This is a genomic window from Streptomyces marinisediminis (assembly GCF_026262575.1).
GTDB classification, from domain to species: Bacteria; Actinomycetota; Actinomycetes; order Streptomycetales; family Streptomycetaceae; genus Streptomyces; species Streptomyces marinisediminis.
Map to the genome: position 1 here is coordinate 124,332 of NZ_JAPKFL010000001.1, position 22,777 is coordinate 147,108.

General features: G+C 75.6%; 16 protein-coding genes and 1 pseudogene. 7 read left to right on the forward strand and 10 right to left on the reverse strand.

Features of this window, described 5'->3' with window-relative positions:
- Window positions 1-153: 153 nt before the first annotated feature.
- Window positions 154-1,866: pseudogene (treS, locus tag OSB71_RS00565) on the reverse strand (maltose alpha-D-glucosyltransferase); the annotation flags it as partial.
- Window positions 1,853-3,898: an alpha-1,4-glucan--maltose-1-phosphate maltosyltransferase gene (locus tag OSB71_RS00570; protein ID WP_265942913.1), complete on the reverse strand. Its 2,046-nt coding sequence runs from the start codon at window positions 3,896-3,898 to the stop codon at window positions 1,853-1,855. The pseudogene treS and the gene OSB71_RS00570, both read right to left, overlap by 14 nt.
- 591 nt (window positions 3,899-4,489) lie before the next feature.
- Here OSB71_RS00570 and glgP point away from each other — a divergent pair.
- Complete coding sequence (gene glgP, locus OSB71_RS00575) at window positions 4,490-7,042, forward strand: alpha-glucan family phosphorylase (protein WP_265942915.1); 2,553 nt, start codon at window positions 4,490-4,492, stop codon at window positions 7,040-7,042.
- 16 nt (window positions 7,043-7,058) lie between these two features.
- Here glgP and OSB71_RS00580 read toward each other — a convergent pair whose 3' ends face one another.
- From OSB71_RS00580 to glgX, 3 genes are all read right to left on the reverse strand, one after another.
- Window positions 7,059-8,924 carry an ABC transporter ATP-binding protein gene (locus OSB71_RS00580; protein WP_416237164.1) on the reverse strand — a complete coding sequence of 622 codons (1,866 nt, stop codon included), beginning with the start codon at window positions 8,922-8,924 and terminating at the stop codon, window positions 7,059-7,061.
- Window positions 8,921-10,759 carry an ABC transporter ATP-binding protein gene (locus tag OSB71_RS00585; protein ID WP_265942917.1) on the reverse strand — a complete coding sequence of 613 codons (1,839 nt, stop codon included), beginning with the start codon at window positions 10,757-10,759 and terminating at the stop codon, window positions 8,921-8,923. The genes OSB71_RS00580 and OSB71_RS00585 overlap by 4 nt, the downstream gene beginning before the upstream one ends.
- Window positions 10,760-10,972: 213 nt before the next feature.
- Complete coding sequence (glgX, locus tag OSB71_RS00590) at window positions 10,973-13,147, reverse strand: glycogen debranching protein GlgX (RefSeq protein WP_265943337.1); 2,175 nt, start codon at window positions 13,145-13,147, stop codon at window positions 10,973-10,975.
- A 411-nt stretch (window positions 13,148-13,558) separates the two neighbouring features.
- On the opposite strand from glgX, the gene OSB71_RS00595 reads away from it, so the two are divergent.
- From OSB71_RS00595 to OSB71_RS00620, 6 genes are all read left to right on the forward strand, one after another.
- Entirely contained in the window at window positions 13,559-14,326 is a 768-nt protein-coding gene (locus OSB71_RS00595) for an enoyl-CoA hydratase/isomerase family protein (RefSeq protein WP_265942919.1), read from the forward strand.
- A gap of 203 nt (window positions 14,327-14,529) precedes the next feature.
- A complete protein-coding gene (locus OSB71_RS00600) occupies window positions 14,530-15,156 on the forward strand; it encodes an NADPH-dependent F420 reductase (protein WP_265942921.1) in 627 nt (208 codons plus the stop codon).
- Window positions 15,157-15,296: 140 nt separating this feature from the next.
- The gene (locus OSB71_RS00605; protein ID WP_265942923.1) at window positions 15,297-15,653 is read left to right on the forward strand and encodes a DUF3140 domain-containing protein; all 357 of its coding nucleotides are present in this window, start codon (window positions 15,297-15,299) and stop codon (window positions 15,651-15,653) included.
- A 16-nt stretch (window positions 15,654-15,669) separates the two neighbouring features.
- Window positions 15,670-16,335, forward strand: a complete 666-nt coding sequence (locus tag OSB71_RS00610) for an HhH-GDP family DNA glycosylase (protein ID WP_265942925.1) — start codon at window positions 15,670-15,672, stop codon at window positions 16,333-16,335.
- Between the two features lie 68 nt (window positions 16,336-16,403).
- Window positions 16,404-16,889: an ATP-binding protein gene (locus OSB71_RS00615; RefSeq protein ID WP_416237165.1), complete on the forward strand. Its 486-nt coding sequence runs from the start codon at window positions 16,404-16,406 to the stop codon at window positions 16,887-16,889.
- 182 nt (window positions 16,890-17,071) lie between these two features.
- The gene (locus OSB71_RS00620) at window positions 17,072-17,983 is read left to right on the forward strand and encodes a glutaminase (protein WP_416237166.1); all 912 of its coding nucleotides are present in this window, start codon (window positions 17,072-17,074) and stop codon (window positions 17,981-17,983) included.
- A gap of 359 nt (window positions 17,984-18,342) precedes the next feature.
- On the opposite strand, the gene OSB71_RS00625 is transcribed toward OSB71_RS00620, so the two are convergent.
- The 5 genes from OSB71_RS00625 to OSB71_RS00645 are packed head-to-tail and all read right to left on the reverse strand — an operon-like array spanning window position 18,343 to window position 22,773.
- Window positions 18,343-19,644, reverse strand: a complete 1,302-nt coding sequence (locus OSB71_RS00625) for an MFS transporter (protein ID WP_265942928.1) — start codon at window positions 19,642-19,644, stop codon at window positions 18,343-18,345.
- Window positions 19,641-19,880, reverse strand: coding sequence for a hypothetical protein (locus OSB71_RS00630; protein ID WP_265942930.1), 240 nt, complete (start codon window positions 19,878-19,880; stop codon window positions 19,641-19,643). The genes OSB71_RS00625 and OSB71_RS00630 overlap by 4 nt, the downstream gene beginning before the upstream one ends.
- Window positions 19,881-19,893: 13 nt before the next feature.
- On the reverse strand, window positions 19,894-20,205 hold the full coding sequence (locus tag OSB71_RS00635) for a hypothetical protein (RefSeq protein ID WP_265942932.1): 312 nt from the start codon (window positions 20,203-20,205) through the stop codon (window positions 19,894-19,896).
- 10 nt (window positions 20,206-20,215) lie between these two features.
- Window positions 20,216-21,163, reverse strand: coding sequence for a diacylglycerol kinase (locus tag OSB71_RS00640; RefSeq protein ID WP_265942934.1), 948 nt, complete (start codon window positions 21,161-21,163; stop codon window positions 20,216-20,218).
- Window positions 21,160-22,773: an FAD-binding oxidoreductase gene (locus tag OSB71_RS00645; protein ID WP_416237167.1), complete on the reverse strand. Its 1,614-nt coding sequence runs from the start codon at window positions 22,771-22,773 to the stop codon at window positions 21,160-21,162. Before OSB71_RS00645 ends, OSB71_RS00640 begins: the two co-directional genes overlap by 4 nt.
- Between the last annotated feature and the right edge of the window lie 4 nt (window positions 22,774-22,777).

Genomic DNA, 22,777 nt, shown 5'->3' on the forward strand with positions numbered 1-22,777 from the left:
GGAGGCGGTGGCCTCCGGGCCCCGGCCGCGCGTCCGCTACGGCCCGGGGGGTGTCGGGCGGATCGGCGGTTCGGGGGAGACCGGTTCGCCCGGCGGCACGGGCGCGGCGGGCGAGAGCGGGCCCTGCGCGGCGGGCACCGCCTGGGTGGCCGCCGCGGGCTGCTTGCGCAGGCGGAACCAGTAGAACCCGTGCCCGGCCAGCGTCAGCAGGTAGGGCAGGTCACCGATGGCCGGGAAGCGGACGCCGCCGATCAGCTCGACCGGGTGCAGCCCCTTCCACGTGCCCAGCTCCAGCTCCGTCGGCTGCGGGAACCGGGAGAAGTTGTTGACGCACATGACGAGGTCGTCCTCGCCGCTGGGCAGCCGCACTTCGCGCAGGAACGCCAGCACCGCCGGGTTGCTGGACGACAGCTCGGTGTACGCGCCCAGTCCGAACGCCGGGTTCTGCTTGCGGATCTCCACCATGCGCCGGGTCCAGTGCAGCAGCGACGAGGGCGAGCTCATGGACGCCTCGACGTTGGTCACCTGGTAGCCGTAGACCGGGTCCATGATCGCCGGGAGGAAGAGCCGCCCCGGGTCGCAGGAGGAGAACCCGGCGTTGCGGTCCGGCGTCCACTGCATCGGGGTGCGCACCGCGTCGCGGTCGCCGAGCCAGATGTTGTCGCCCATCCCGATCTCGTCGCCGTAGTACAGGATGGGCGAGCCGGGCAGCGACAGCAGCAGCGCGGTGAACAGCTCGATCTGGTTGCGGTCGTTGTCCAGCAGGGGCGCCAGGCGGCGCCGGATGCCGATGTTGGCCCGCATGCGCGGGTCCTTGGCGTACTCGGCGTACATGTAGTCGCGCTCTTCGTCCGTCACCATTTCGAGGGTCAGCTCGTCGTGGTTGCGCAGGAAGACGCCCCACTGGCAGCCGGAGGGGATCGCCGGGGTCTTGGCGAGGACCTCCGAGACCGGGTAGCGCGACTCGCGCCGCACGGCCATGAAGATGCGCGGCATGACGGGGAAGTGGAACGCCATGTGGCACTCGTCCCCGCCCTTGGCGTAGTCGCCGAAGTAGTCGACGACGTCCTCCGGCCACTGGTTGGCCTCGGCCAGCAGCACCGTGTCCGGGTAGTGCGCGTCGATCTCCGCCCGCACCCGTTTGAGGAAGGCGTGCGAGGCCGGCAGGTTCTCGCAGTTGGTGCCCTCCTGGGCGTACAGGTAGGGCACGGCGTCCAGGCGGAAGCCGTCGATGCCCAGGTCCAGCCAGAACCGCAGGGCGGAGATCATCTCCTCCTGCACCATCGGGTTCTCGTAGTTGAGGTCCGGCTGGTGGGAGAAGAACCGGTGGAAGTAGTACTGCTTGCGCACCGGGTCGAACGTCCAGTTGGACTGCTCGGTGTCGACGAAGATGATGCGGGCGTCGGCGTACCCGCTGTCGTCGTCGGCCCAGACGTAGTAGTCGCCGTAGGGGCCGTCGGGGTCCTTGCGGGACTGCTGGAACCACTCGTGCTGGTCGCTGGTGTGGTTCATCACCATGTCGATGATGACGCGGATGCCGCGCTGGTGGGCGGCGTCGACGAACTCCACGAAGTCGGCGAGATCGCCGAACTCGGGAAGGACGGAGGTGTAGTCCGAGACGTCGTATCCGCCGTCCCGCAGGGGCGACTTGAAGAAGGGCGGCAGCCACAGGCAGTCGACGCCCAGCCATTGCAGGTAGTCGAGCTTGGCGGTCAGGCCCTTCAGGTCGCCGACGCCGTCGCCGTTGCTGTCCTGGAACGAGCGCACCAGGACCTCGTAGAAGACGGCACGCTTGAACCACTGCGGATCGCGGTCCTTGGCGGGTGTGTCCTCGAACGTGTCGGGGACTGGCTCATTGACGCTCATCGTTGGGTGACCCTCCGGTCGGTGAGGACGGTCGCAGGGTCAGGATGTGCGCCGGGGCCGGCGAACCGGGTCGCCCCGGCTCCAGTCGCACATAGTTGTCCCTGCCCCAGTGGTAGGTCTCGCCGGTGAGCTCGTCGCGCACCGGGAAGAGCTCGGCACCGCTTTCCTGAGCCGGTGTCAGGCCGAGCTTCTCCCTGTCCAACGACACGGTCGCTTCCTGGGTGTGGTACGGATCGAGGTTCACCACCACCAGCACTGAGTCGGCGTAGGGCTCGCTGCTGCGCTTGGAGTAGGCGATGATCTGGTCGTTGTCCGTGTGGTGGAAGTGCAGGGAGCGCAGCGTCTGGAGCGCCGGGTGGCGGCGCCGCAGCCGGTTCAGCGTGGTGATCAGCGGGGTGATCGTGCGGCCCTCGCGCTCGGCGGCCGCCCAGTCCCGTGGTCGCAGCTCGTACTTCTCCGAGTGCAGGTACTCCTCGCTGCCCTCGCGCACCGCCGTGCCCTCGCACAGCTCGAAGCCCGCGTACATCCCCCAGGTGGGGGAGAGCGTGGCGGCCAGCACCGCGCGGATCTCGAACGCCGGGCGCCCGCCGTGCTGGAGGTAGGCGTGCAGGATGTCGGGGGTGTTGACGAAGAAGTTGGGCCGCATGTACGCGGCCGCCTCCCCCGACAGCTCGGTCAGGTACTCCGTCAGCTCCTGCTTGCCGTTGCGCCAGGTGAAGTAGGTGTAGGACTGCTGGAAGCCCACCTGCGCGAGCGCGCGCATCATCGCCGGGCGGGTGAACGCTTCGGCCAGGAAGATCACGTCCGGGTCCGTGCGGTTGATCTCGGTGATCACCTTCTCCCAGAAGCGGACGGGCTTGGTGTGCGGGTTGTCCACCCGGAAGATGCGCACGCCCTGCTCCATCCAGAAGCGCAGCACCCGCAGCGTCTCGCCCACCAGCCCCCGGTACGCCGTGAGGCCGTTGTCGAAGTGGAGGGGGTAGATGTCCTGGTACTTCTTCGGCGGGTTCTCCGCGAACGCGATCGACCCGTCGGCCCGCCTGCGGAACCACTCGGGGTGCTCGGTGACCCAGGGGTGGTCCGGGGAGCACTGGAGCGCGAAGTCCAGGGCGACCTCCATGCGCAGGTCGCGGGCGGTGTCCACGAAGTGCGCGAAGTCCGCGAAGGTGCCCAGGTCCGGGTGGATGGCGTCGTGCCCGCCGTCGGCCGAACCGATGGCCCACGGGACGCCGACGTCGTGCGGGCCCGCCTCCAGGGCGTTGTCGCGGCCCTTGCGGAAGGCGGTGCCGATGGGGTGGATCGGCGGCAGGTAGACGACGTCGAACCCGGCCGCGGCGACGGCGGGCAGGCGCTCGGCCGCGGTGCGCAGCGTGCCCGGCACCGGCGCCCCGCCGTCCGCCGGGACGACGGCGCCCTCGCTGCGCGGGAACAGCTCGTACCAGGAGCCGAACAGCGCGCGCCGGCGCTCCACCTGCACCGGCAGGGACCGGGAGGGGGTGACCAGCTCGCGCAGCGGATGCCGCGTCAGGGCCTCCGTCAGCTCGGCCCCGAGCGCGGCGGCGAGCCGGTCCCGTTCGTCCAGCGCGGTGTTGCGCAGCGCGTCCACCGCCTCCAGCACGACGGCCCGGCCCGCGTCCTTGGGCACCTCGGCCGCGGCCCGCTCCAGGAGCTGCGCCCCCTCGGCGAACGTCAGCTCCACGTCCACGCCCGCGGGGACCTTCAGCGCGGCGTGGTGCCGCCAGGTGGACACCGGGTCGCTCCACGCCTCGACGACGAACGTCCAGCGCCCCGCCGCGTCCGGTGTCACCAGCGCCTCCCACCGGTCGGTGCCGGGGGCGGCCTCGCGCATCGGCGTCCAGGGCCCCGCGTGCCCGGCCGGGTCGCGCAGGACGACGTTGGCGGCCACCGCGTCGTGCCCCTCGCGGAACACGGTGGCGGACACCTGGAACGACTCGCCCACCACCGCCTTGGCGGGCCGGCGCCCGCAGTCGACGAGCGGCTGGACGTCCAGGACGGGGATGCGACCGATCATGGGGTTCCACCTGGGGTCGATAATGGGTGTTTCGTACTTTGTATCCGCTTCACGAGGGCGGGAGGCCGTGCGGGCATGACCGCTCCCGTCCGCGTTCACTCGGCTGGGGGCCTCACCGCGCAGGGGATCTTTCTGCCCACGGGCCCGCCGCGCGATGCGCCGGTGAAGTGAACTACCGGTAGGTAGTCGCTCACCGCGTGTACCCGGCGCGGGCGCGGCGGACCGTCGGGTTTCGGCCAGGTGTGCGGCGTGGGTGCCGCCGGGCGGACCCGCCCGGCGCCGCCGCCCCGTTCGCGCGCCGGGCGTGCGCCTGCGGGCCCCGGCGCGGGGCGTGCCTCCGGGGGCGTGGGCGGGGGTCCGTACCGGCAGGGGGCGTGCGCGCGGGGGTGCGGCGCGCCCGGCCGCCGCGTCACCGGCCCCGGGCGCGTCCGGGCCGCACGGCGGCCCCGGGCGGCGCGTGGGGCGCGCCGGGACGGGGCGGGGGCGGGGCGTGGGCGGGACGCGCCGGGCGCAACCCGCAGGGGTGTAATCCGCACCCGAAAGCACCGCAAACCACGGCGGGCGGCGGGGCGCCGCCGCTACGGTCGCACCGTGAAGGCCATCCGTCGTTTCTCCGTACGTCCCGTCCTTCCCGACTCCCTTCGACCGCTCGGCGACCTGGCGCGCAACCTGCGCTGGTCCTGGCACACCGACACCCGCGAGCTCTTCCGGTACGCCGACCCGGAGGGGTGGCGGGCCACCGGCGGGGACCCGCTGCGGCTCCTGGGGGCCGTCCCGGCGGCCCGGCTGGCGGAGCTGGCGCAGGACCGGCGCTTCCAGCGACGGCTGAAACTGGGCGCAGGCGACCTGAACGACTACCTGACCGAGCCGCGCTGGTACCAGCACGCCGCCGACGACCTGCCCGCCGCGATCGCCTACTTCTCCCCGGAGTTCGGCATCACCGCCGCGCTGCCGCAGTACTCCGGCGGCCTGGGCATCCTCGCCGGCGACCACCTGAAGGCCGCCAGCGACCTGGGCGTGCCCCTGATCGGCGTCGGCCTGCTCTACCGGCACGGCTACTTCCGCCAGTCGCTGTCCCGGGACGGCTGGCAGCAGGAGAGCTACCCGGTGCTCGACCCGGACGAGCTGCCCCTGGAGCTGCTGCGCGGCGGCGAGGGCGCGCCCGTCACCGTCTCACTGGCGCTGCCGGGCGGACGCACGCTGCACGCCTACGTGTGGCGGGCCCGCGTCGGCCGGGTGCCGCTGCTGCTGCTCGACTCCGACGTGGAGGAGAACGCGCCCCGCGAGCGCGACGTCACCGACCGGCTCTACGGCGGCGGACGCGAGCAGCGGCTGCTCCAGGAGATGCTGCTGGGCATCGGCGGCGTGCGCGCGGTGCGCGCGTACTGCGCGCTCACCGGCCACCCCGAGCCGGAGGTGTTCCACACCAACGAGGGGCACGCCGGCTTCCTCGGCCTGGAGCGCATCCGCGAACTGAGCGCCCGGGGCGCTCAGTTCGACGCGGCGCTGGAGGCCGTGCGGGCCGGCACGGTGTTCACCACCCACACCCCGGTCCCGGCCGGGATCGACCGCTTCGACCGGGAGCTGGTCGCCCGCTACTTCGGCGACGACGGCGAGCTGCCCGGCGTCGACGCCGAGCGGGTCCTCGCGCTCGGGATGGAGACGCCGCGCGACGGCGAGCCGGGGCTGTTCAACATGGCGGTGATGGGCCTGCGGCTGGCCCAGCGGGCCAACGGCGTCTCCACACTCCACGGGGACGTGAGCCGGGAGATGTTCCGCGACCTGTGGCCCGGGTTCGACGCCGACGAGGTGCCGATCGCCTCCGTCACCAACGGCGTCCACGCGCCGACGTGGGTCGCGCCCGAGATCACCGAGCGCGCCCCCCGGCTGCCCGACCAGGAGCTGTGGGAGCTGCGCCGCGCCCTGCGCGAGCGGCTCGTGCAGGAGGTGCGGCAGCGGCTGTACGACGCCTGGCGCGAGCGCGGCGCGGCCCACGCGGAACTGGGCTGGATCGACCACGTGCTCGACCCGGACGTGCTGACCGTCGGCTTCGCCCGCCGCGTGCCGTCCTACAAGCGGCTCACGCTCATGCTGCACGACCGGGACCGGCTGCGCGCGCTGCTGCTCCACCCCGAGCGGCCGGTGCAGCTCGTCGTCGCGGGCAAGGCGCACCCGGCCGACGACGGGGGCAAGCGGCTGGTGCAGGAGCTGGTGCGCTTCGCCGACGACCCGCGGGTGCGCCACCGCATCGTCTTCCTGCCCGACTACGGCATGGGCATGGCGCAGAGGCTCTACCCCGGCTGCGACGTGTGGCTGAACAACCCGCTGCGCCCGCTGGAGGCGTGCGGCACCAGCGGCATGAAGTCGGCGCTCAACGGCGGGCTCAACCTCTCGGTGCTCGACGGCTGGTGGGACGAGTGGTACGAGCCCGACTTCGGCTGGGCCATCCCCACCGCCGACGGCCCCGGCGCCGACCCCGAGCGGCGGGACGCGATCGAGGCCGCGGCGCTGTACGCGGTGCTGGAGGACCAGGTCGCCCCCTGCTTCTACGACCGCCCCGAGCGCTGGCTGGAGATGGTCCGCCAGACGCTGACCCGGCTCGGCCCCAAGGTGCCGGCCGACCGCATGGTCCGCGACTACGTGCGGCGCCTGTACGCGCCCGCCGCGCTCGCCCACCGCGCGCTGGACGGCGCCGACGGGCACCGCGCGGCGGGCGAACTGGCCGCCTGGAAGGCCCGGGTGCGCGCACAGTGGCCGCACGTCGCCGTCGACCACGTGGAGGCCGCGGGCCCGGCCTCCGAGACCCTGGAGCTGGGCGGCTCGCTGCGCCTGCGGGTGCGGGTGACGCTGGGCGCGCTGGAGCCCGGCGAGGTGGAGGTGCAGGCCGTCGCGGGCCGGGTGGACCGCACCGACACCCTCGTCGACCCGGAGACGGTGGTGCTCAAACCGGCCGGACGCCCGGACCTGACGGGCCGCCGGCTGTACGAGGGCGAGCTCGCACTCGACCGCACGGGCCCGTTCGGGTACACCATCCGCGTCCTGCCCGCGCACCCGCTGCTGGCCGACCCGGCCGAGCTGGGCCTGCTCGCGGTGCCCGGGGAGGGCGCGGTCGGCGGCGAGCCCGCGGGCGTCCTCCTGCGGTGACGCCCGCGGCGGCGCGTTAGGTCAGGCTGTCCTGCCAGGCCCGGTGGAGCTGGGCGAAGCGGCCCGTCCCGGCGAGGAGTTCGCCGGGCGGGCCGTCCTCGACGAGACGGCCGTCGGCCATGACCAGCACGCGGTCGGCGATCTCCACCGTGGACAGGCGGTGCGCGATGACGACCGCCGTGCGGTCGCCGAGCACGGTGTGCATGGCCCGTTGCACCGCCTGCTCGCCGGGCACGTCCAGCGAGGACGTCGCTTCGTCCAGGATCAGCACGGCCGGGTCGGCCAGCAGGGCCCGGGCGAAGGCCACGAGCTGCCGCTGACCGGCGGAGATGCGGCCACCGCGCTTGCGCACGTCGGTGTCGTAGCCGTCGGGCAGGGCGGTGATGAAGTCGTGCGCCCCGATGGCCCTGGCCGCCTCCTCCACCTCCGCCCGGGTGGCGTCCGGCCGGCCGATGGCGATGTTCTCGGCCACCGTGCCGGAGAACAGGAACGCCTCCTGCGTCACCATCACCACACCGCGCCGCAGCTCCGGCGTCGACAGCTCCCGCAGGTCGACGCCGTCGAGCAGCACGCGGCCGTGCGAGGCGTCGTAGAAGCGGGCCAGCAGCTTGGCCAGGGTCGACTTGCCCGCGCCCGTCGCGCCGACCACCGCCACCGTCTGCCCGGCGGGAATGGCCAGGTCGAAGCGCGGCAGCACCTCGCCGCCGGTGCGGTAGCCGAAGCTGACGCCCTCGAACCGCACCGCGCGGCCCGGGCGGCCGTCCCGCACGGGCGGCAGCTCGCGCGGCCGCCGCGGCTCGGGGACGCCGGGCACCTGGGCCAGCAGCCCGGCGATCTTCTCCAGCGAGGCGGCGGCCGACTGGTAGGAGTTGAGGAACATCCCCAGCCGGTCGATCGGGTCGTACAGGCGCCGCACGTACAGCGCGGCCGCCGCCAGGGCGCCCAGCGCCAGCGTGCCGTCGGCGACGCGGTAGGCGCCCCACAGCACGATCGCGGCGACGGCGACGTTGGCCGTCAGCCGGGAGGCGACGACGTAGCGGGCCATCTCCAGGATGGAGTCGCCGTTGACCTTCCAGTGGTCGGCGTTCAGCGCCCGGAACCGCTCGTCGTTCGCCCGCTCCTGCCGGAAGGACTGCACCGGGCGGATGCCGTTCAGCGTCTCGGCGAACTTCACGATCACCGAGGCGATCGCCGTCGACCGCTTGCGGTACACCCGCATCGAGCGCCGCTGGAAGTCGCGCACCAGCAGCCCCAGCGGCACGAACGAGGCCAGCGCCGCGCCGCCCAGGCCGAGGTCCAGGTAGAGCAGCAGCGCGGCGATGTAGGCGACCGAGACGACGACGCCCAGCAGCTCCTGGAGGCCCTCGTCCAGCAGCTCGCGCAGCGACTCGACGTCCGTGGTGGAGCGGGAGATGAGCCGCCCGGAGGTGTAGCGGTCGTGGAAGTCGACGCTCAGCGCCTGCGCGTGCCGGTAGATGCGCCCGCGCAGCTCCACCAGCACGCTCTGGTTGACGCGCGCGGCGGCCCGGGTGAAGGCGTACTGCAGCCCGCCCGAGGCGCCCGCGCACACCGCGTAGCCGACGGCGAGCCAGAACAGCGGCGGGTACCGGCCCTCGCGCAGCGCGGGCACCACGTGGTCGATGGCGAACGCCACCAGCAGCGGGCCGCCCTGCACGGCCGCCTGCTGGCCGAGCAGGAGCAGGACGGCGACGGACACCCGCAGCCGGTGCGGGCGCAGCAGCGAGCCCAGCAGGCGGCGGGCGGCGTCGGGCGGGGCGGGCAGCACGTCCCGGTCGAACGGGTCGACGGGGGCCTGGGCGGTGTGCGCGCCGGGTTCCGGCGGTCCGGGCGTGGCCGGTGTCGCCGTCGAGATCGTGGTCACCGTTCTCCCTCGCGGTCGCCGGACATCAGGTGGCGGTACTCGGCGCTGTCGCGCAGCAGCTCCTGGTGCGTGCCGACGGCGGTGATCCGCCCGCCGGACAGCAGCGCAGCGCGGTCGGCCAGCAGCACGGTGGACGGGCGGTGCGCGACGACCAGCGCCGTCGTGGACGCCAGCACCTCGCGCAGCGCGGCCTCCACCTTCGCCTCGGTGTGCACGTCCAGCGCCGAGAGCGGGTCGTCCAGCACCAGGAAGGGCGGGCGGCCGATGACGGCGCGGGCCAGGGCCAGGCGCTGGCGCTGGCCGCCCGACAGGCTCAGGCCCTGCTCGCCGACCTGCGTGCGCTCCCCCTGCGGCAGCGCCCGCACGAACCCGGCCGCCTGCGCCACCTCCAGCGCCCGCCACAGCTCCTCGTCGTCCGCGTCCGGGGCGCCCATGCGCACGTTCTCCGCGACGCTCGCGGAGAACAGCGTCGGCTCCTCGAAGGCGACGGCGACCATGCCGCGCAGCCGGTGGCGCGGCACCCGCTGGATGTCGACGCCGTCCAGGGTGATGCGGCCGCCGGTCAGCTCGTGCAGCCGGGGCACGAGCGCGGTGAGGGTGGTCTTGCCGGAGCCGGTCGTGCCCACCAGGGCGACCGTCTCGCCGGAGCGCACGTGCAGGTCGACGCCGTCCAGGACGGGCGGCGCGCCGGGGTCGGCGTCGGGGAAGCGGAACGTCACGCCCGACAGGCGCAGGCCGGAGCCGTCGCCCGCTGGAGCGGCGCCCGCGGAGGTCGCGCCCGCGGAGGTTGCGCCCGCGGAGGTCCCCGGCTCGGCCGGGTCCTTCGGGAGCGGGGTGTCGACGACCTCGAAGTAGCGGTCGGCGGCCGTGGCGGCCTCGTTGCTCATCGCCAGCAGGAAGCCGAGCGACTCCACCGGCCAGCGCAGCGCCAGCGCCGTGGACAGGAACGCCACCAGCGTGCCCGCCGACATGTCCCCGTCGGCCACCCGCATCGTGCCCAGCACCAGCGCCGCGCCGAGCGCCAGCTCGGGCAGGGTGAGGATGAGCCCCCAGATCGTCGCCAGCAGCCGCGCCTTGTGCAGCTCGGTGCCCTTCAGCCGCTCGTTCAGCGCCCGGAAGGCGCGGGCCTGGCTGCGGTGCCGCCCGAACCCCTTGATGATCCGGATGCCCAGCACGGCCTCCTCGACGACGGTCGCGAGGTCACCGACCTGGTCCTGCGCCCTGCGGGCGGCCACCGAGTAGCGCGCCTCGAACATCGAGCACAGCACCACCAGCGGCAGCACCGGCGCGAGCAGCACCAGCCCCAGCGTCCACTCCTGGGCGAGCAGCACGATGCAGCCGACGACGATGGTGACGCCGTTGACCAGCAGGAACGTCAGCGGGAAGACCAGGAACATGCGCAGCAGTTGCAGGTCGGTGGTGCCGCGCGACAGGAGCTGGCCGCTGGCCCAGCGGTCGTGGAAGGCCACCGGCAACCGCTGGAGGTGCCCGTACAGGTCCGCCCGCATGGCGGCCTCCACCCCGGCCAGCGGGCGCGCCACGAGCCACCGGCGCAGCCCGAACAGCGCCGCCTCGGCCACGCCCACGGCCAGCAGCAGGACGCCGCCCCACCACACCCCCGTGGTGTCACCGGCGGCCACCGGGCCGTCGATGATCCACTTGAGCACCAGCGGGATGGCCAGGCCCACCACGGAGGCGACCGTCCCCACCACGGCGGCGGTTCCCCACCGCGCGCGCACCGGCCGCAGGTACGGCCACAACCTCAGCAACGACCGCACCGCCGACCGCGGTGCCTCCCGCGCCGGGGCGGGAGCGGTTTCATCCAGGAGACTCATCAGGACCGAGAGTAGAGATGACTGCTGACAGCCGCATCGGTATTTCCGACCCCGGGCGCCTCGGACCCCGGACGTAGGCCGCGCGGCCCCCCTCCGGCGTAGGGCCTGGGGCGCGGCCCTCCGCGCGGCGTCGGCGGCGCGGCCTCCGCGCGGCGCCCCGGCGGTGCGGCCTCCGCGCGGCCCCCGTGGTGCGCGGGGGTGCGGCCGGGAGGGTCACGGCTCGCGCAGGGCGCGGTAGAGGCGGACGGAGCGGGCCGGGACCGGCACGCGGCCGCCCGCCGGGTGGCGCACGCCCGGCGCGCCGGGGTCCTCGGCGGCGGTGTCCACCAGCAGCTCGTACGCCCCGGCCCACGGCGGACCGGGGAGGCGGAACGCCACCGGGTCGGGCGCCGCGTGCAGGACGGCGAGGAAGCTGTCGTCGGTGACCGGCTCCCCGGTCCCGTCGCGGCCGGGGAGGTCGTCACCGGAGAGGTAGAGGGCGAGGGTCTGCCCCGGGGCGTACCAGTCGGCCTCGCTCATCTCGGTGCCGCGGGCGGAGAACCACGCGAGGTCGCGCAGCCCGTCGGGGCCGTGCGGGCGGCCGGTGAAGAAGGCGCGGCGGCGCAGCACCGGGTGCTCGCGGCGCAGGTGCACCAGGCGGGCGGTGAGCGCGCACAGGGAGCGCCAGGCCGGGTCGTCCAGCAGGCTCCAGTCGACCCAGCCGGTCTCGTTGTCCTGGCAGTAGGCGTTGTTGTTGCCCCGCTGGGTGCGGCCGAACTCGTCCCCGGCGACGAGCATCGGCACCCCGGCGGACAGCAGCAGCGTCGTCAGCAGGTTGCGCAGTTGGCGGCGGCGCAGGGCGGTGACCCGCGCGTCCTCCGTCTCCCCCTCGGCGCCGCAGTTCCAGGAGCGGTTGTCGTCCGTGCCGTCCCGGTCGTCCTCGCCGTTGGCGCCGTTGCGCTTGTGGTGGTAGCTCACCAGGTCGCGCAGGGTGAAGCCGTCGTGGGCGGTGACGTAGTTGACGGACGCGTACGGGCGGCGGCCGCCCCAGGCGTACAGGTCGCTGGAGCCGGACAGGCGGTAGCCCAGGTCGCGGACGTCGGGCAGCGCGCCGCGCCAGAAGTCGCGCACGGCGTCCCGGTAGCGGTCGTTCCACTCCGTCCACAGCGGTGGGAACGCCCCGACCTGGTAGCCGCCCGCGCCCACGTCCCAGGGCTCGGCGATGAGCTTGACGCGGCGCAGCACCGGGTCCTGGGCGATGACCGCGAGGAAGGGCGAGAGCATGTCGACGTCGTGCAGCGAGCGGGCGAGCGCGGCCGCCAGGTCGAAGCGGAAACCGTCCACGCCCATCTCCTGGACCCAGTACCGCAGCGAGTCGGTGATCAGCCGCAGCACCTGCGGCTGGACGACGTGCAGGGTGTTGCCGCAGCCGGTGTAGTCGGCGTAGCGGCGCGGGTCGGCGGCCAGCCGGTAGTAGCCGCGGTTGTCGATGCCGCGCAGGCTCAGCGTGGGGCCCAGCTCACCCGCCTCGGCGGTGTGGTTGTAGACGACGTCGAGGATCACCTCGATGCCCGCCGCGTGCAGCGCCCGCACCATGCGCTTGAACTCGCCCACCTGCTGCCCGCGCGTGCCGGAGGCGGCGTACGCGGCGTGCGGGGCGAAGTAGCCGATCGAGTTGTACCCCCAGTAGTTGCGCAGGCCCCGGCGCAGCAGGTGGTCCTCGTGCGCGAACTGGTGCACGGGCAGCAGCTCGACGGCCGTCACCCCCAGCCGGGTGAGGTGCTCGACGGCGGCGGGGTGCGCCAGCCCCGCGTACGTGCCGCGCAGCCGCTCGGGCACGCCCGGGTGGCGCATGGTGAACCCGCGCACGTGCAGCTCGTACAGCACGGTGTCGGCCCACGGCGTCTTCGGGCGGCGGTCGTCGCGCCAGTCGTCGTCCGGCGGGCCCCCGGGCGGGCCGGCGGGGGCCCCGTCGTGCACGACGACGCCCTTGGGGACGAACGGCGCCGAGTCGCGCTCGTCGCGCACGGTGTCGGCCAGGTGCTGCTGCGGCCAGTCGCGCACGTGGCCGTAGACCTCCGGGGGCAGCGCGAAGTCGCCGTCCACCGCGCGGGCGTAGGGGTCCAGCAGCAGCTTGGCCGGGTTCCAGCGGGCGCCGGACCACGGGTCCCAGCGCCCGTGCACCCGGTAGCCGTACCGCTGGCCGGGGTGGACGCCCGGCACGAAGCCGTGCCACACCTCATGCGTCAGCTCGGTGAGCGCGCACCGCGTCTCGCGCCCCGCGTCGTCGAAGAGGCACACCTCCACGCGCTCGGCGCCGCCCGCCCACAGGGCGAAGTTGGTGCCCGGCGTGCCGCCCGGGCCGCGGTGGTAGCGGGCGCCCAGCGGCTGGGGGCTGCCCGGCCACACCGCGTGCCCGGGGCCCGGCCGGGCGCGGTGGCCGTCCGCCGGGGCGGCGGCGGTGGGTGCGGCGGGTGCCGGAGCGGCGGTCGGCGGGGTGGACGCCGGTGTGGTGGACGCCGGTGAGGTGGTCGTCGGGGAGGTGGCGGCCTGGTGGTCCCGGTCGGGGTCGCGCTCGTCGAGGGCGGCGGGCGGGCGGCGCACGGGCGGCCTCCTGCGGCTCACGCGGGCGGGACCGCGCGCGGGCCACGGTGCCGCGGGCGCAGTGGCCACCGGTGCGCCCGGCGTCCCGTGCCGCGCGCTCGCGCTCCCGCCTCCTGCCGGAAGTCTTCCCGGCCGGAGCGCTCCGTTCACCCCGGGGCCCGTTCGATTCCGCCAACCGGTGGGCCCACCCGCGTTAACGGGCGTTACCCTGCCGCCATGACTGTGAACCTCGAAGTGGCCGACGGCGTCGGCACCCTCCGGCTGGACCGCCCGCCGATGAACGCCCTCGACATCGCCACCCAGGACCGGCTGCGCGAGCTGGCCGCGGAGGTGACGCGGCGGGACGACGTGCGGGCCGTGGTCGTCTACGGCGGCGAGAAGGTGTTCGCGGCGGGCGCGGACATCAAGGAGATGCGGGACATGGACCACGCCGCGATGGTCGCCCGCGCGGGCGATCTCCAGGCGGCGTTCACCGCCGTCGCCCGCATCCCCAAGCCCGTGGTCGCCGCCGTCACCGGCTACGCCCTCGGCGGCGGCTGCGAGCTGGCCCTCTGCGCCGACGTGCGCATCGCCGCCGGGGACGCCAAGCTCGGGCAGCCCGAGATCCTGCTCGGCCTCATCCCCGGCGCGGGCGGCACCCAGCGGCTGTCCCGCCTGGTGGGCCCGTCCCGGGCGAAGGACCTCATCTTCACCGGACGGCAGGTGAAGGCCGAGGAGGCGCTGGCCATCGGGCTCGTCGACCGGGTCGTCCCGGCCGCCGAGGTCTACCAGGCCGCGCACGCGTGGGCCGCCCGGCTCGCCCGGGGCCCGGCGATCGCGCTGCGCGCGGCCAAGGAGGCCGTCGACCTCGGCCTGGAGGCCGACCTCGACACCGGGCTCGCCATCGAGCGCAACTGGTTCGCCGGGCTCTTCGCCACCGAGGACCGCGAGACCGGCATGCGCAGCTTCATGGAGGACGGTCCGGGCAAGGCCGTCTTCCGCTGACCCCGCGCCCCGGCAGGCCCGCACCCGGGGCCCGGGCGGCCGGGGCGCCGTGCGCGCCGGGGCCGTCGGCGCGCGGCTCACCGGCGCCGGGGTCCGGCGTGCCCCGCGCGCCGGGGCGGGGCCAGCGCGCGTCGGTGGCACGGGTGCCCCGCCGGGGCGGGGGCGGGCGTTTCGCCGGGGGAGGGGTGGGGCACCCGGGGCGCATGCGTATCGGGATCATCGGAGCCGGGCGCATCGGCTCCACGTTGGCCGGACACCTCGACCGCATCGGGCACGAGGTGGTCATCAGCAACTCCCGGGGCCCGGAGACGCTCTCCGGCCTCGTCGCGGAACTGGGCGGCTCCGTCCGCGCGGTGACGGCGCGGGAGGCGGCGGAGTTCGGCGAGCCGGTCGTCGTCGCCGTCCCCTACGGCGCGTACCGCGAACTGCCCGCCGAGGAGCTGCGGGACAAGGTCGTCATCGACACCTGCAACTACTACCCCGAGCGCGACGGCCACGACCCCGACCTGGACGCGGACCGCACGACGTCCAGCGAGAAGATCCAGGCGTACACGGGCAGCAATCTGGTGAAGGCGTTCAACGCCATCCACTGGGAGGCCCTGCGCGACCGCGCCCGTCCCCCCGGCGATCCGGAGCGGGTGGCGATCCCGCTGTCCGGCAGCGACTCCCAGGCGAAGGCCGTCGTCTCCGGGGTGATCAACGAGATCGGCTTCGCCCCCGTGATCGCCGGGGACCTCGGCGGCGGCGGGCGCCGGCACCAGCCGGGCACCAGCGTCTACGGCGCCCTGCTGCCGGCCGACGAGACGAGCGCGCTGCTGCGGGCCCACTGAGACCCGCCCGCCGGCCACCCCCGGGACCCGTCCCCGACGACGCCCCCGGGATCGCACACGAGAACGCCCACGGGATCACCCAACAACCAGACCCACGAGAACGCCCACGACAACGCCCACGAAAACCAGGAGGCACAACGGTGACGGACGCCTCGGACATCGACCCGATCGAGCGGGAAGCGCTGTGGGGCGAGTTCCACCGCGTGGTCAACATGACGTCGCAGGAGCTCAGCGACTGGCTGCGCACCGACTCCGCGCGGGAGGAGGGCGAGGAGCTGCCCGACCAGGCGGGCACGGTCAAGGGCCAGCACGTGCTGGCCATCCTGCGCAAGCGCCAGGTGGACCTGACCGGCGACGACCTGCGGGTCATGCGCAAGGTCGTGGACACGGTCGAGGCCGAGCGCCGCGAGGACCTGGAGCCCGTCGCGGGCGAGGACCACTGGCGCTTCCGCCTGATGCGCCTGGGCCACGACCCGCTCAAGCCGCCGGCCCCGTGAGAGACGGGAGCCCGCCATGAGCAAGGACGACGCGGCCCGCGACACGGTGCGGGCCCTGCTGGACGCGCACGGGCGGACGTACGCCGAGGAGGCCGGCATCCGGCTGAAGGACACCCCGCAGCCGCTGTACCAGCTCCTGGTGCTGACGGACCTGCTCAGCGCGCGCATCCAGGCCCCCGTCGCGGTCGCCGCCGCCCGCGCGCTGTTCGACGCGGGTTTGCGCGACGCGCGCCGCATGGCCGAGGCCACCTGGCAGCAGCGGGTCGACGCGCTCGGCGAAGGGGGCTACCGGCGCTACGACGAGCGCACCGCCACCCAGTTGGGCGAGTCCGCCGCGCTGCTGCGCGACGAGTACGGCGGCGACCCGCGCCGCATGCGCGACGCCGCGGGCGACGACGTGGAGGCGCTGCGCGCGGCGGTGCGGCGGCTGCCCGGCATCGGCCCCGCGGGCGCGGACATCTTCCTGCGCGAAGTCCAGGCCGTCTGGCCGCACCTGCGGCCGTACCTGGACGCGAAGGCGCTCGACGGCGCGCGTCGGCTCGGCCTGCCCGACGACGCCGGAGCGCTGGCCGCGCTGGCGCCCCGGGAGGACGCCGCGCGGCTCGCCGCCGCCCTCGTGCGCGCCGCGCTGGACGCTTCCGTGGCCGAGGACGTGCGCGCCCGGGCCGGAGCCGACGGCTGATCAGATTCTGAGTGCCCGTCAGCCCGGCAATTCCCCGACTTGGCCCACGCGAAGCGCGAATTCCCGCCATGATGGGGGCCATGGCGGGACTGGAGGAGACGGCGCTCCCGCGGGTGCCGTCCGGCGAGGACATGGCCGAGGGCGGCGCACTCGAACTCCTCGGTGATCCCTCGCAGGCCGAGGTCCGGTTCCGCAACCGGCCGGAGTCCGCCGGCCTGGCCAGGCGGCTGACCGCCGACGTGCTGCGCGGGAGCTGGCGGCTGCCGGGCACCGTCGTCGACGACGGCGTGCTGCTCGTCTCCGAACTCGTCGGCAACGCCGTCCGGCACACCGGTGCCACCCACTTCGGTCTGCGCATGTTCCGGCGGGGAAGCTGGGTCCGGATCGAGGTGCGCGACCCCTCGCGCGGGCTGCCGTGCCTCATGCCGACCCGGGGTCTCGACACCACCGGGCGCGGCCTGCGGCACGTGGACGAGCTCGCCGACCGCTGGGGCGTGGACCTGCTGCCGCGCGGGAAGACCACCTGGTTCGAGTTCCGCCTCACCGACCGCTGACGCCGCCCGCCGCGTCCCGCCGCCACGGCCGCCGTCGAGCCATCGCCCCGGTGCGCGCCGCCTGCCGCGTCCGGAGGCCCGGCCCGGCCCCGCGCGGGGCGCGTCCCCGGCGTCGTCGTGCCGCCACGGGCGGGGCGTGAGCCGGTCGCCCGGGCAGGGGGAGGCGCGTACACAATGGGCGGGTGGACTACGAAGCGTTGCTGGGGCACGCCATGGCGGCGGCCCGACCCGTGCTCGACCGCGCGGCACCGGCCGACTACATCCCCGCGCTGGCCTGCGCCGACCCACGGGACTTCGGCATGGCGCTGGCCACCGTGGACGGGGAGGTGCACGGTGTGGGGGAGTGGCGCAAGCCGTTCTCCGTACAGAGCGTGTCCAAGCTCTTCGCCCTCGCCCTGGCGCTCGCGCACGGCGGGACGGCGCTGTGGCGGCGGGTGGGCCGGGAGCCGTCGGGCAACCCGTTCAACTCGCTGATCCAACTGGAGTCCGAGCAGGGCATCCCCCGCAACCCGTTCATCAACGCCGGCGCACTGGTCGTCACCGACGCCCTGCTCAGCCTCACCGGGGACGCGCGCGGGGCGGTGGTGGACTTCCTGCGCGACGAGTCCGGCAACCCGGGTATCGCCATCGACCCGGCCGTGGCGGCCTCGGAGGCCGGACACGGCCACCGCAACGCCGCGCTCGCGCACTTCATGGCGTCCTTCGGCAACCTGCGCAACCCGGTCGACGAGGTGCTCGAACACTACTTCGCGCACTGCTCGGTGACCGCCGACTGCCGTGACCTGGCGCTCGCGGGCGGCTTCCTGGCCCGGCACGGCCTGCGGGCGGACGGCACCCGGCTGCTCAGCCGCAGCGACGCCAAGCGCGTCAACGCCGTCCTGCTGACCTGCGGCACCTACGACGCCGCCGGGGAGTTCGCCTACCGCGTCGGGCTGCCGGGCAAGAGCGGGGTGGGCGGCGGCATCCTGGCCATCGTCCCCGGCCGCGGGGCGGTGTGCGCGTGGAGCCCCGGCCTGGACGCGACCGGCAACTCGGTCGGCGCGATGGCCGCCCTGGAGGACTTCACCGAACGCTCCGACTGGTCGGTGTTCTGACCCGGCCCGCGTGCGCGGGCCCTGTCGCGCCGCCGCCCACGGGAGCCGGGGCCGTCGCCCGCCCGGACCGGCCCCATGCCACCGCACGCCCGGCGCCGACGACCCCGAACGGCGCAGACGTCGGCCAAGGGGAGGGGGCCCCGTAGCGACGCGAGCCGGTGGTCGTGCACCGCCCCCGGCCGGAGCCCAGCACATTCCGGCGCGCTCCTCGAAGGCGCGGACGGGGTGTGCCGTGGCCCCTCGCACGGCGCTCCGCGGGCGCCCGGCCGACGCGTCTCGCGGGCACGGGGACACCGGCACGCAACGCGGCGGGTGCTCGCGGCGGGGGCGCCGCACGGGGGCCGCCGCCGCGACTCCGGTCAGCCGCCCGGACCAGTGGCCGCCGCCGCGTCGGCGACCGCGGGGGCGGGCGGCTTCGCGGAAGCGGGCGGGGTGCGGTAGGCGCGGAGGGGGGCGTTGACCGCGGACACGGCGGCGATCGCCAGGACGGCGGACAGCCCGCCGAAGACCAGGGAGAAGGAGGCGGAGGTGGCCGACGCCAGCAGGCCACCACGGAGGTTCCCGAGCTCGGGGCCCGCGACACCGATGACGTGTTCCACCGAGGAGACCCGCCCCCGGTAGGCGTCCGGGGTCTCCCGTTGGACCAGGGCACCGCGGGTGACGACGGACACGGTGTCGGCGGCGCCCGCCACGGCCAGGCAGGCGAGCGCCAGCCACAGCGGCCCCGCCAGGCCGAAGCAGGCCAGCGCCAGGCCCCAGACACCGGCCGCGGAGAGCTGTACCAGGCCGGCACGGCGCCGGCGCGTCACCGTGCCGGAGAGCAGACCGGCCGTGATCCCCCCGACCGCGACGGCCGAGAGGAACAGGCCGAGGGTCTGCGGGCTCCCCCCGAAGCGGGCCTCGTTGACCAGCGGGAAGAGGGCGATGGGCATGGCGAGCAGCGTCGCGGACAGGTCGGTGGCCATCGAGCCCCACAGCGTCGGGCGGCGCAGGACGATCCCCCAGCCGCCGCGCTTGAGCCGGCGCCTGCCGCCGGCCGCGCCGGTGCCTTCGGGGCGCATGGCAGGCAGGCGGACCACCGCGAGCAGCGCGACCGCCGTGGCCACGGCCTGGGTCGCGTACGCGGCGGAAAAGCCCCAGTGGGCGATGACCAGCCCGGCCACCGCGGGACCGGCCAGCATGGCCGCCTGGAAGGAGACGTTGGTCAGCGCGAGACCGGCCGCGACCTGGTCGCCCGGCAGCAGCCGGACCGGGAAGGTCCGCCGGGCCGGAGCTCCCAGAGCGCCGCAGCTCGTCCCCACGGCCACCAGGGCGAGCAGCAACAGCACGTTGCGGTTGCCCGCCAGGGCCTGGGCGCACAGCCCCGCGGCGGCCAGCAGGTGGCCCGCGGTGGTGGCCCGCACCACCGCACGGCGGTCGACGGCATCGGCCAACGTGCCGCCGAGCAGCCCGAACAGGATCATCGGCAGGCCGGTGGCGAGCCCGATGGCGCCGGTGCCCACCGGACTGCCGGTGAGGTCCCAGACCTGGGCCAGCACCGCCACGTTGGCCATCTGCCCGCCGAACTGAGAGACCGAGGTACCGATCCACAGGTCCCGGAACGACCGACTGCCACGCAGCGGGCGGGCGTCGAGGAACCGGACACGGACCTGCGCCCTCATCGCGGTGGCCCGACGAGCCCGACGAGCCCGACGAGCCCGACGAGCCCGACGGGCCCGGCCTGCCCGACCAGCCCGACCAGGTGGTGGAGGGCCCGCTGCCGCGCCGACCGGTGCTCCAGCGCCCGCCGCACCTCCTCGGCGACGGCGGTCATCGCGTGCGGGACCTCGCCGTCCGGCTCGGCGACCGCCGCGTGGGCAGCGCGCCACCGCGCCTCCGCCGCCCCCGGCCCGCCCACGGCGAGCACGGTGTCAGCGGGCGGCGCCGCGGCGGGTGGTGGCGCGGCGGCGGCGGTCGTTGCACAGCAGGCACTTGCCCCAGCCGGGCGGCAGGGGGTCCTCCTTGTCGCCGTGGAGCGGGTCCACCGCGCCCATCGGGTGCTCGCGGCAGCCGGTGGTGCCGCCGTGCGCCGCCTCCAGGAAGCGCACCGCGCCCAGGGCGCGCTGGAGCGCGTCGGCCACCTCGGCGAGCTGGTCCGCCGGCGGGGCGCTCTCGAAGCCGAAGGCGATGTCGGACGCCGTGCTCAGGGCGTTCTGCAGCTCACGGACCTCTGCGTAGCTCATGCCCCGAAGGCTAGCCTCCGCCGCCGACAGCGCCCGGCGCGGGCACCAGCACCCGCACGGCGCCCGGCACCGCCTCGGCGCGCACGGGGAGCGCGCCCAGCGGCTCGCCGTCGGCGTAGGCCCGCATGCGCGGGGTGTGCACGAGCACGCTGCGCGCGTGGAAGGTCCGTACCAGGGGGTGGGTGGCGTGGGTGCCCCGGTACAGGCGAGGGAAGGCGCGCACGAGGCGCCCGCGCCCGGCCGGGCCGACGACGGTGACCGACAGCCGCCCGTCGTCCGGCGCGGCGTGCGGGCAGACGCGCATGCCGCCGCCGTAGGTGGTGGTGTTGCCGACGGCGACGAGGACGGCCTCGAACTCCTCGGGCGCGCCGCCGTCGACCTCCAGGGTGAACGGCAGCGGGCGCAGCACGGCCAGCTCCAGCAGCGTCGCCAGGTTGTAGCGCGCGCGGCCGCGCGGCCACCGCATCCGGTTGGCGCGGTCGGTGACCAGCGAGTCCAGGCCGCTGGTGAGCACGGTGCCGAACCAGTGGCCGCGGCCGCCCGCGGCCAGGGACGTGGCGCGCCCGAGGTCCAGGGTGCGGCGGACGCCGCCCAGCACGACGTCGGCCGCGGCGGCCGGGTCCCGGGTGGGCACGCCCAGGACGCGGGCGAAGTCGTTGCCGGTGCCGGTGGGCAGCACGGCCAGCGCCGTGTCCGTCCCGGCGACCTCCTGGAGCGCGAGGTGCACCATGCCGTCGCCGCCCGCGACCGCGAGCACGTCCGTGCCCGCGGCCACGCAGGCGCGCGCCCCCTCCCGCGCCTCGCCGGCGTCGCGCCCGGCCACCACGTCCACCCGGGCGCCCGCCGCCAGCAGCCGCCGCGCGGCGCGGGCGGCGACCTCCGCGCCGCGGCGGCCGCCCGCCGCGGGGTTCACCAGCAGCGCGACCGTGCGCGGCGCGGCGCCGCCCGGTGCGCTCACGCCCCGTCCCCGGGGATGAGCTTGCCGGGGTTGAGGACGCCCACCGGGTCGAGCACGTCCTTGACGGCGCGGAGCACCTCCACGCCCAGCGGGCCGACCTCGGCGGCCATCCACGGCCGGTGGTCGGTGCCCACGGCGTGGTGGTGGGTGATGGTGCCCCCGCGGGCGGCGATGGCGTCGCCCGCGGCCTGCTTGGCCGCCAGCCAGCGGGCCAGCGGGTCCGCGCCGGCGGCGGCGACGACGGTGAAGTACAGCGACGCCCCCTCGGGGTAGACGTGCGAGACGTGGCACAGCACCACCGGCGGCCCGCCCCCGGCGCCGCCCAGGGCGCCGGTGAGCGCGTCGGTCACGGCCTGCCGCAGCGCGGGCAGCGCCGACCAGGTGGTGGCCGTCTCCAGGGTCTCGGCCAGCACGCCCGCGTCCAGCAGGGCGTCGCGCAGGTACGGCCCGGAGTACCTGCTGTGCCGCCACCGCGCGACGGGCTCCGGTCCCAGCTCGGTGCCGCCCGCCTCCCGCAGCGTGCGTGCCGACAGCTCCCGCACGGCCGCCACGTGCGCGGCCGTGCCCTCGTGGGCGACGACGGCCAGGCAGCCGGGGGTGGCCTCCCGGCCGGAGAGCGCGGCGTTCACGAACGTCTCCGTCTCGTCGGACAACCGCACTAGGGTGGGGCGCGCGTCGCTCTGCGCGAGCGCCCGCAGCGCGGCCGTACCCGTGGCGAAGTCGGGGAAGGACCAGGCCTCGTCCCGGTCGGCCGCGGGCAGCGGACGCACCCGCAGCGTGACCTCGGTGATGACGCCGAGCGTGCCCTCCGAGCCGAGCAGGAGCTGGCGCAGGTCGGGCCCGGCGGCCGACCCCGGGGCGCGGCCCAGCTCCAGCGTGCCGCGCGGGGTGGCCACGCGCAGGGCGAGCACCATGCCGTCGAACCGCCCGTGCCCGGTGGAGGACTGGCCGGCCGAACGGGTGGCCGCGTAGCCGCCGATCGTGGCGTACTCGTAGCTCTGCGGCTGGTGGCCGAGCGTCAGCCCGTGCGCGGCCAGCAGCTCCTCGGCCCGCGGGGTGCGCAGGCCCGCCTGGAGCGTCGCGGTGCGGGCGACGGCGTCGACGGAGACGAGCCGGTCCAGCCGCCGCAGGTCGAGCGCGACGACGGCGGCGAAGGGCCCGCGCAGCGGCTCCACCCCGCCGACGACACTCGTGCCGCCGCCGAACGGGACGACGGCCACCCGGTGCCGCGCGCAGGCGGCCAGCACGGCGGCCACCTCCTCGTGGCCGCCGGGCAGCACCACGGCGTCCGGGGCGGCGGCCACGTCCCCGGCGCGGCGGCGCAGCAGGTCCGGGGTGGACTTGCCGCCGGTGTGCCGCAGGCGCGCGGCGGCCTCCTCCACCACGTGCCCCGGCCCCACCGCGTCGACGAGCGCCGCCCGGGCGGTGTCCGGCAGCGCGGGGGGCGGCAGCCGCAGGTCCTCCTCGGCCGTGCGCGGCGCGTCGGCCAGGGGCGCGCCGAGCACCTGCGCGAGCAGGTCGCGGACGGAGTCGGGCAGGGCGGTGGCGTGCGCGGCGTCGCCCCAGGCGTCCCAGGGCATGTCGGCGGCGCGGCGGCGCGGAGCTGTCATGCGT

Bases quoted from the DNA above. Each gene is read 5' to 3' on its own strand.
- OSB71_RS00615 (WP_416237165.1), top strand. From the start codon at position 16,404: ATGATGGGGGCCATGGCGGGACTGGAGGAGACGGCGCTCCCGCGGGTG.
- OSB71_RS00635 (WP_265942932.1), bottom strand. From the start codon at position 20,205: ATGAGCTACGCAGAGGTCCGTGAGCTGCAGAACGCCCTGAGCACGGCG.
- OSB71_RS00645 (WP_416237167.1), bottom strand. From the start codon at position 22,773: ATGACAGCTCCGCGCCGCCGCGCCGCCGACATGCCCTGGGACGCCTGG.
- OSB71_RS00610 (WP_265942925.1), top strand. From the start codon at position 15,670: ATGAGCAAGGACGACGCGGCCCGCGACACGGTGCGGGCCCTGCTGGAC.
- OSB71_RS00585 (WP_265942917.1), bottom strand. From the start codon at position 10,759: ATGAGTCTCCTGGATGAAACCGCTCCCGCCCCGGCGCGGGAGGCACCG.
- OSB71_RS00600 (WP_265942921.1), top strand. From the start codon at position 14,530: ATGCGTATCGGGATCATCGGAGCCGGGCGCATCGGCTCCACGTTGGCC.
- OSB71_RS00595 (WP_265942919.1), top strand. From the start codon at position 13,559: ATGACTGTGAACCTCGAAGTGGCCGACGGCGTCGGCACCCTCCGGCTG.
- OSB71_RS00625 (WP_265942928.1), bottom strand. From the start codon at position 19,644: ATGAGGGCGCAGGTCCGTGTCCGGTTCCTCGACGCCCGCCCGCTGCGT.
- OSB71_RS00570 (WP_265942913.1), bottom strand. From the start codon at position 3,898: ATGATCGGTCGCATCCCCGTCCTGGACGTCCAGCCGCTCGTCGACTGC.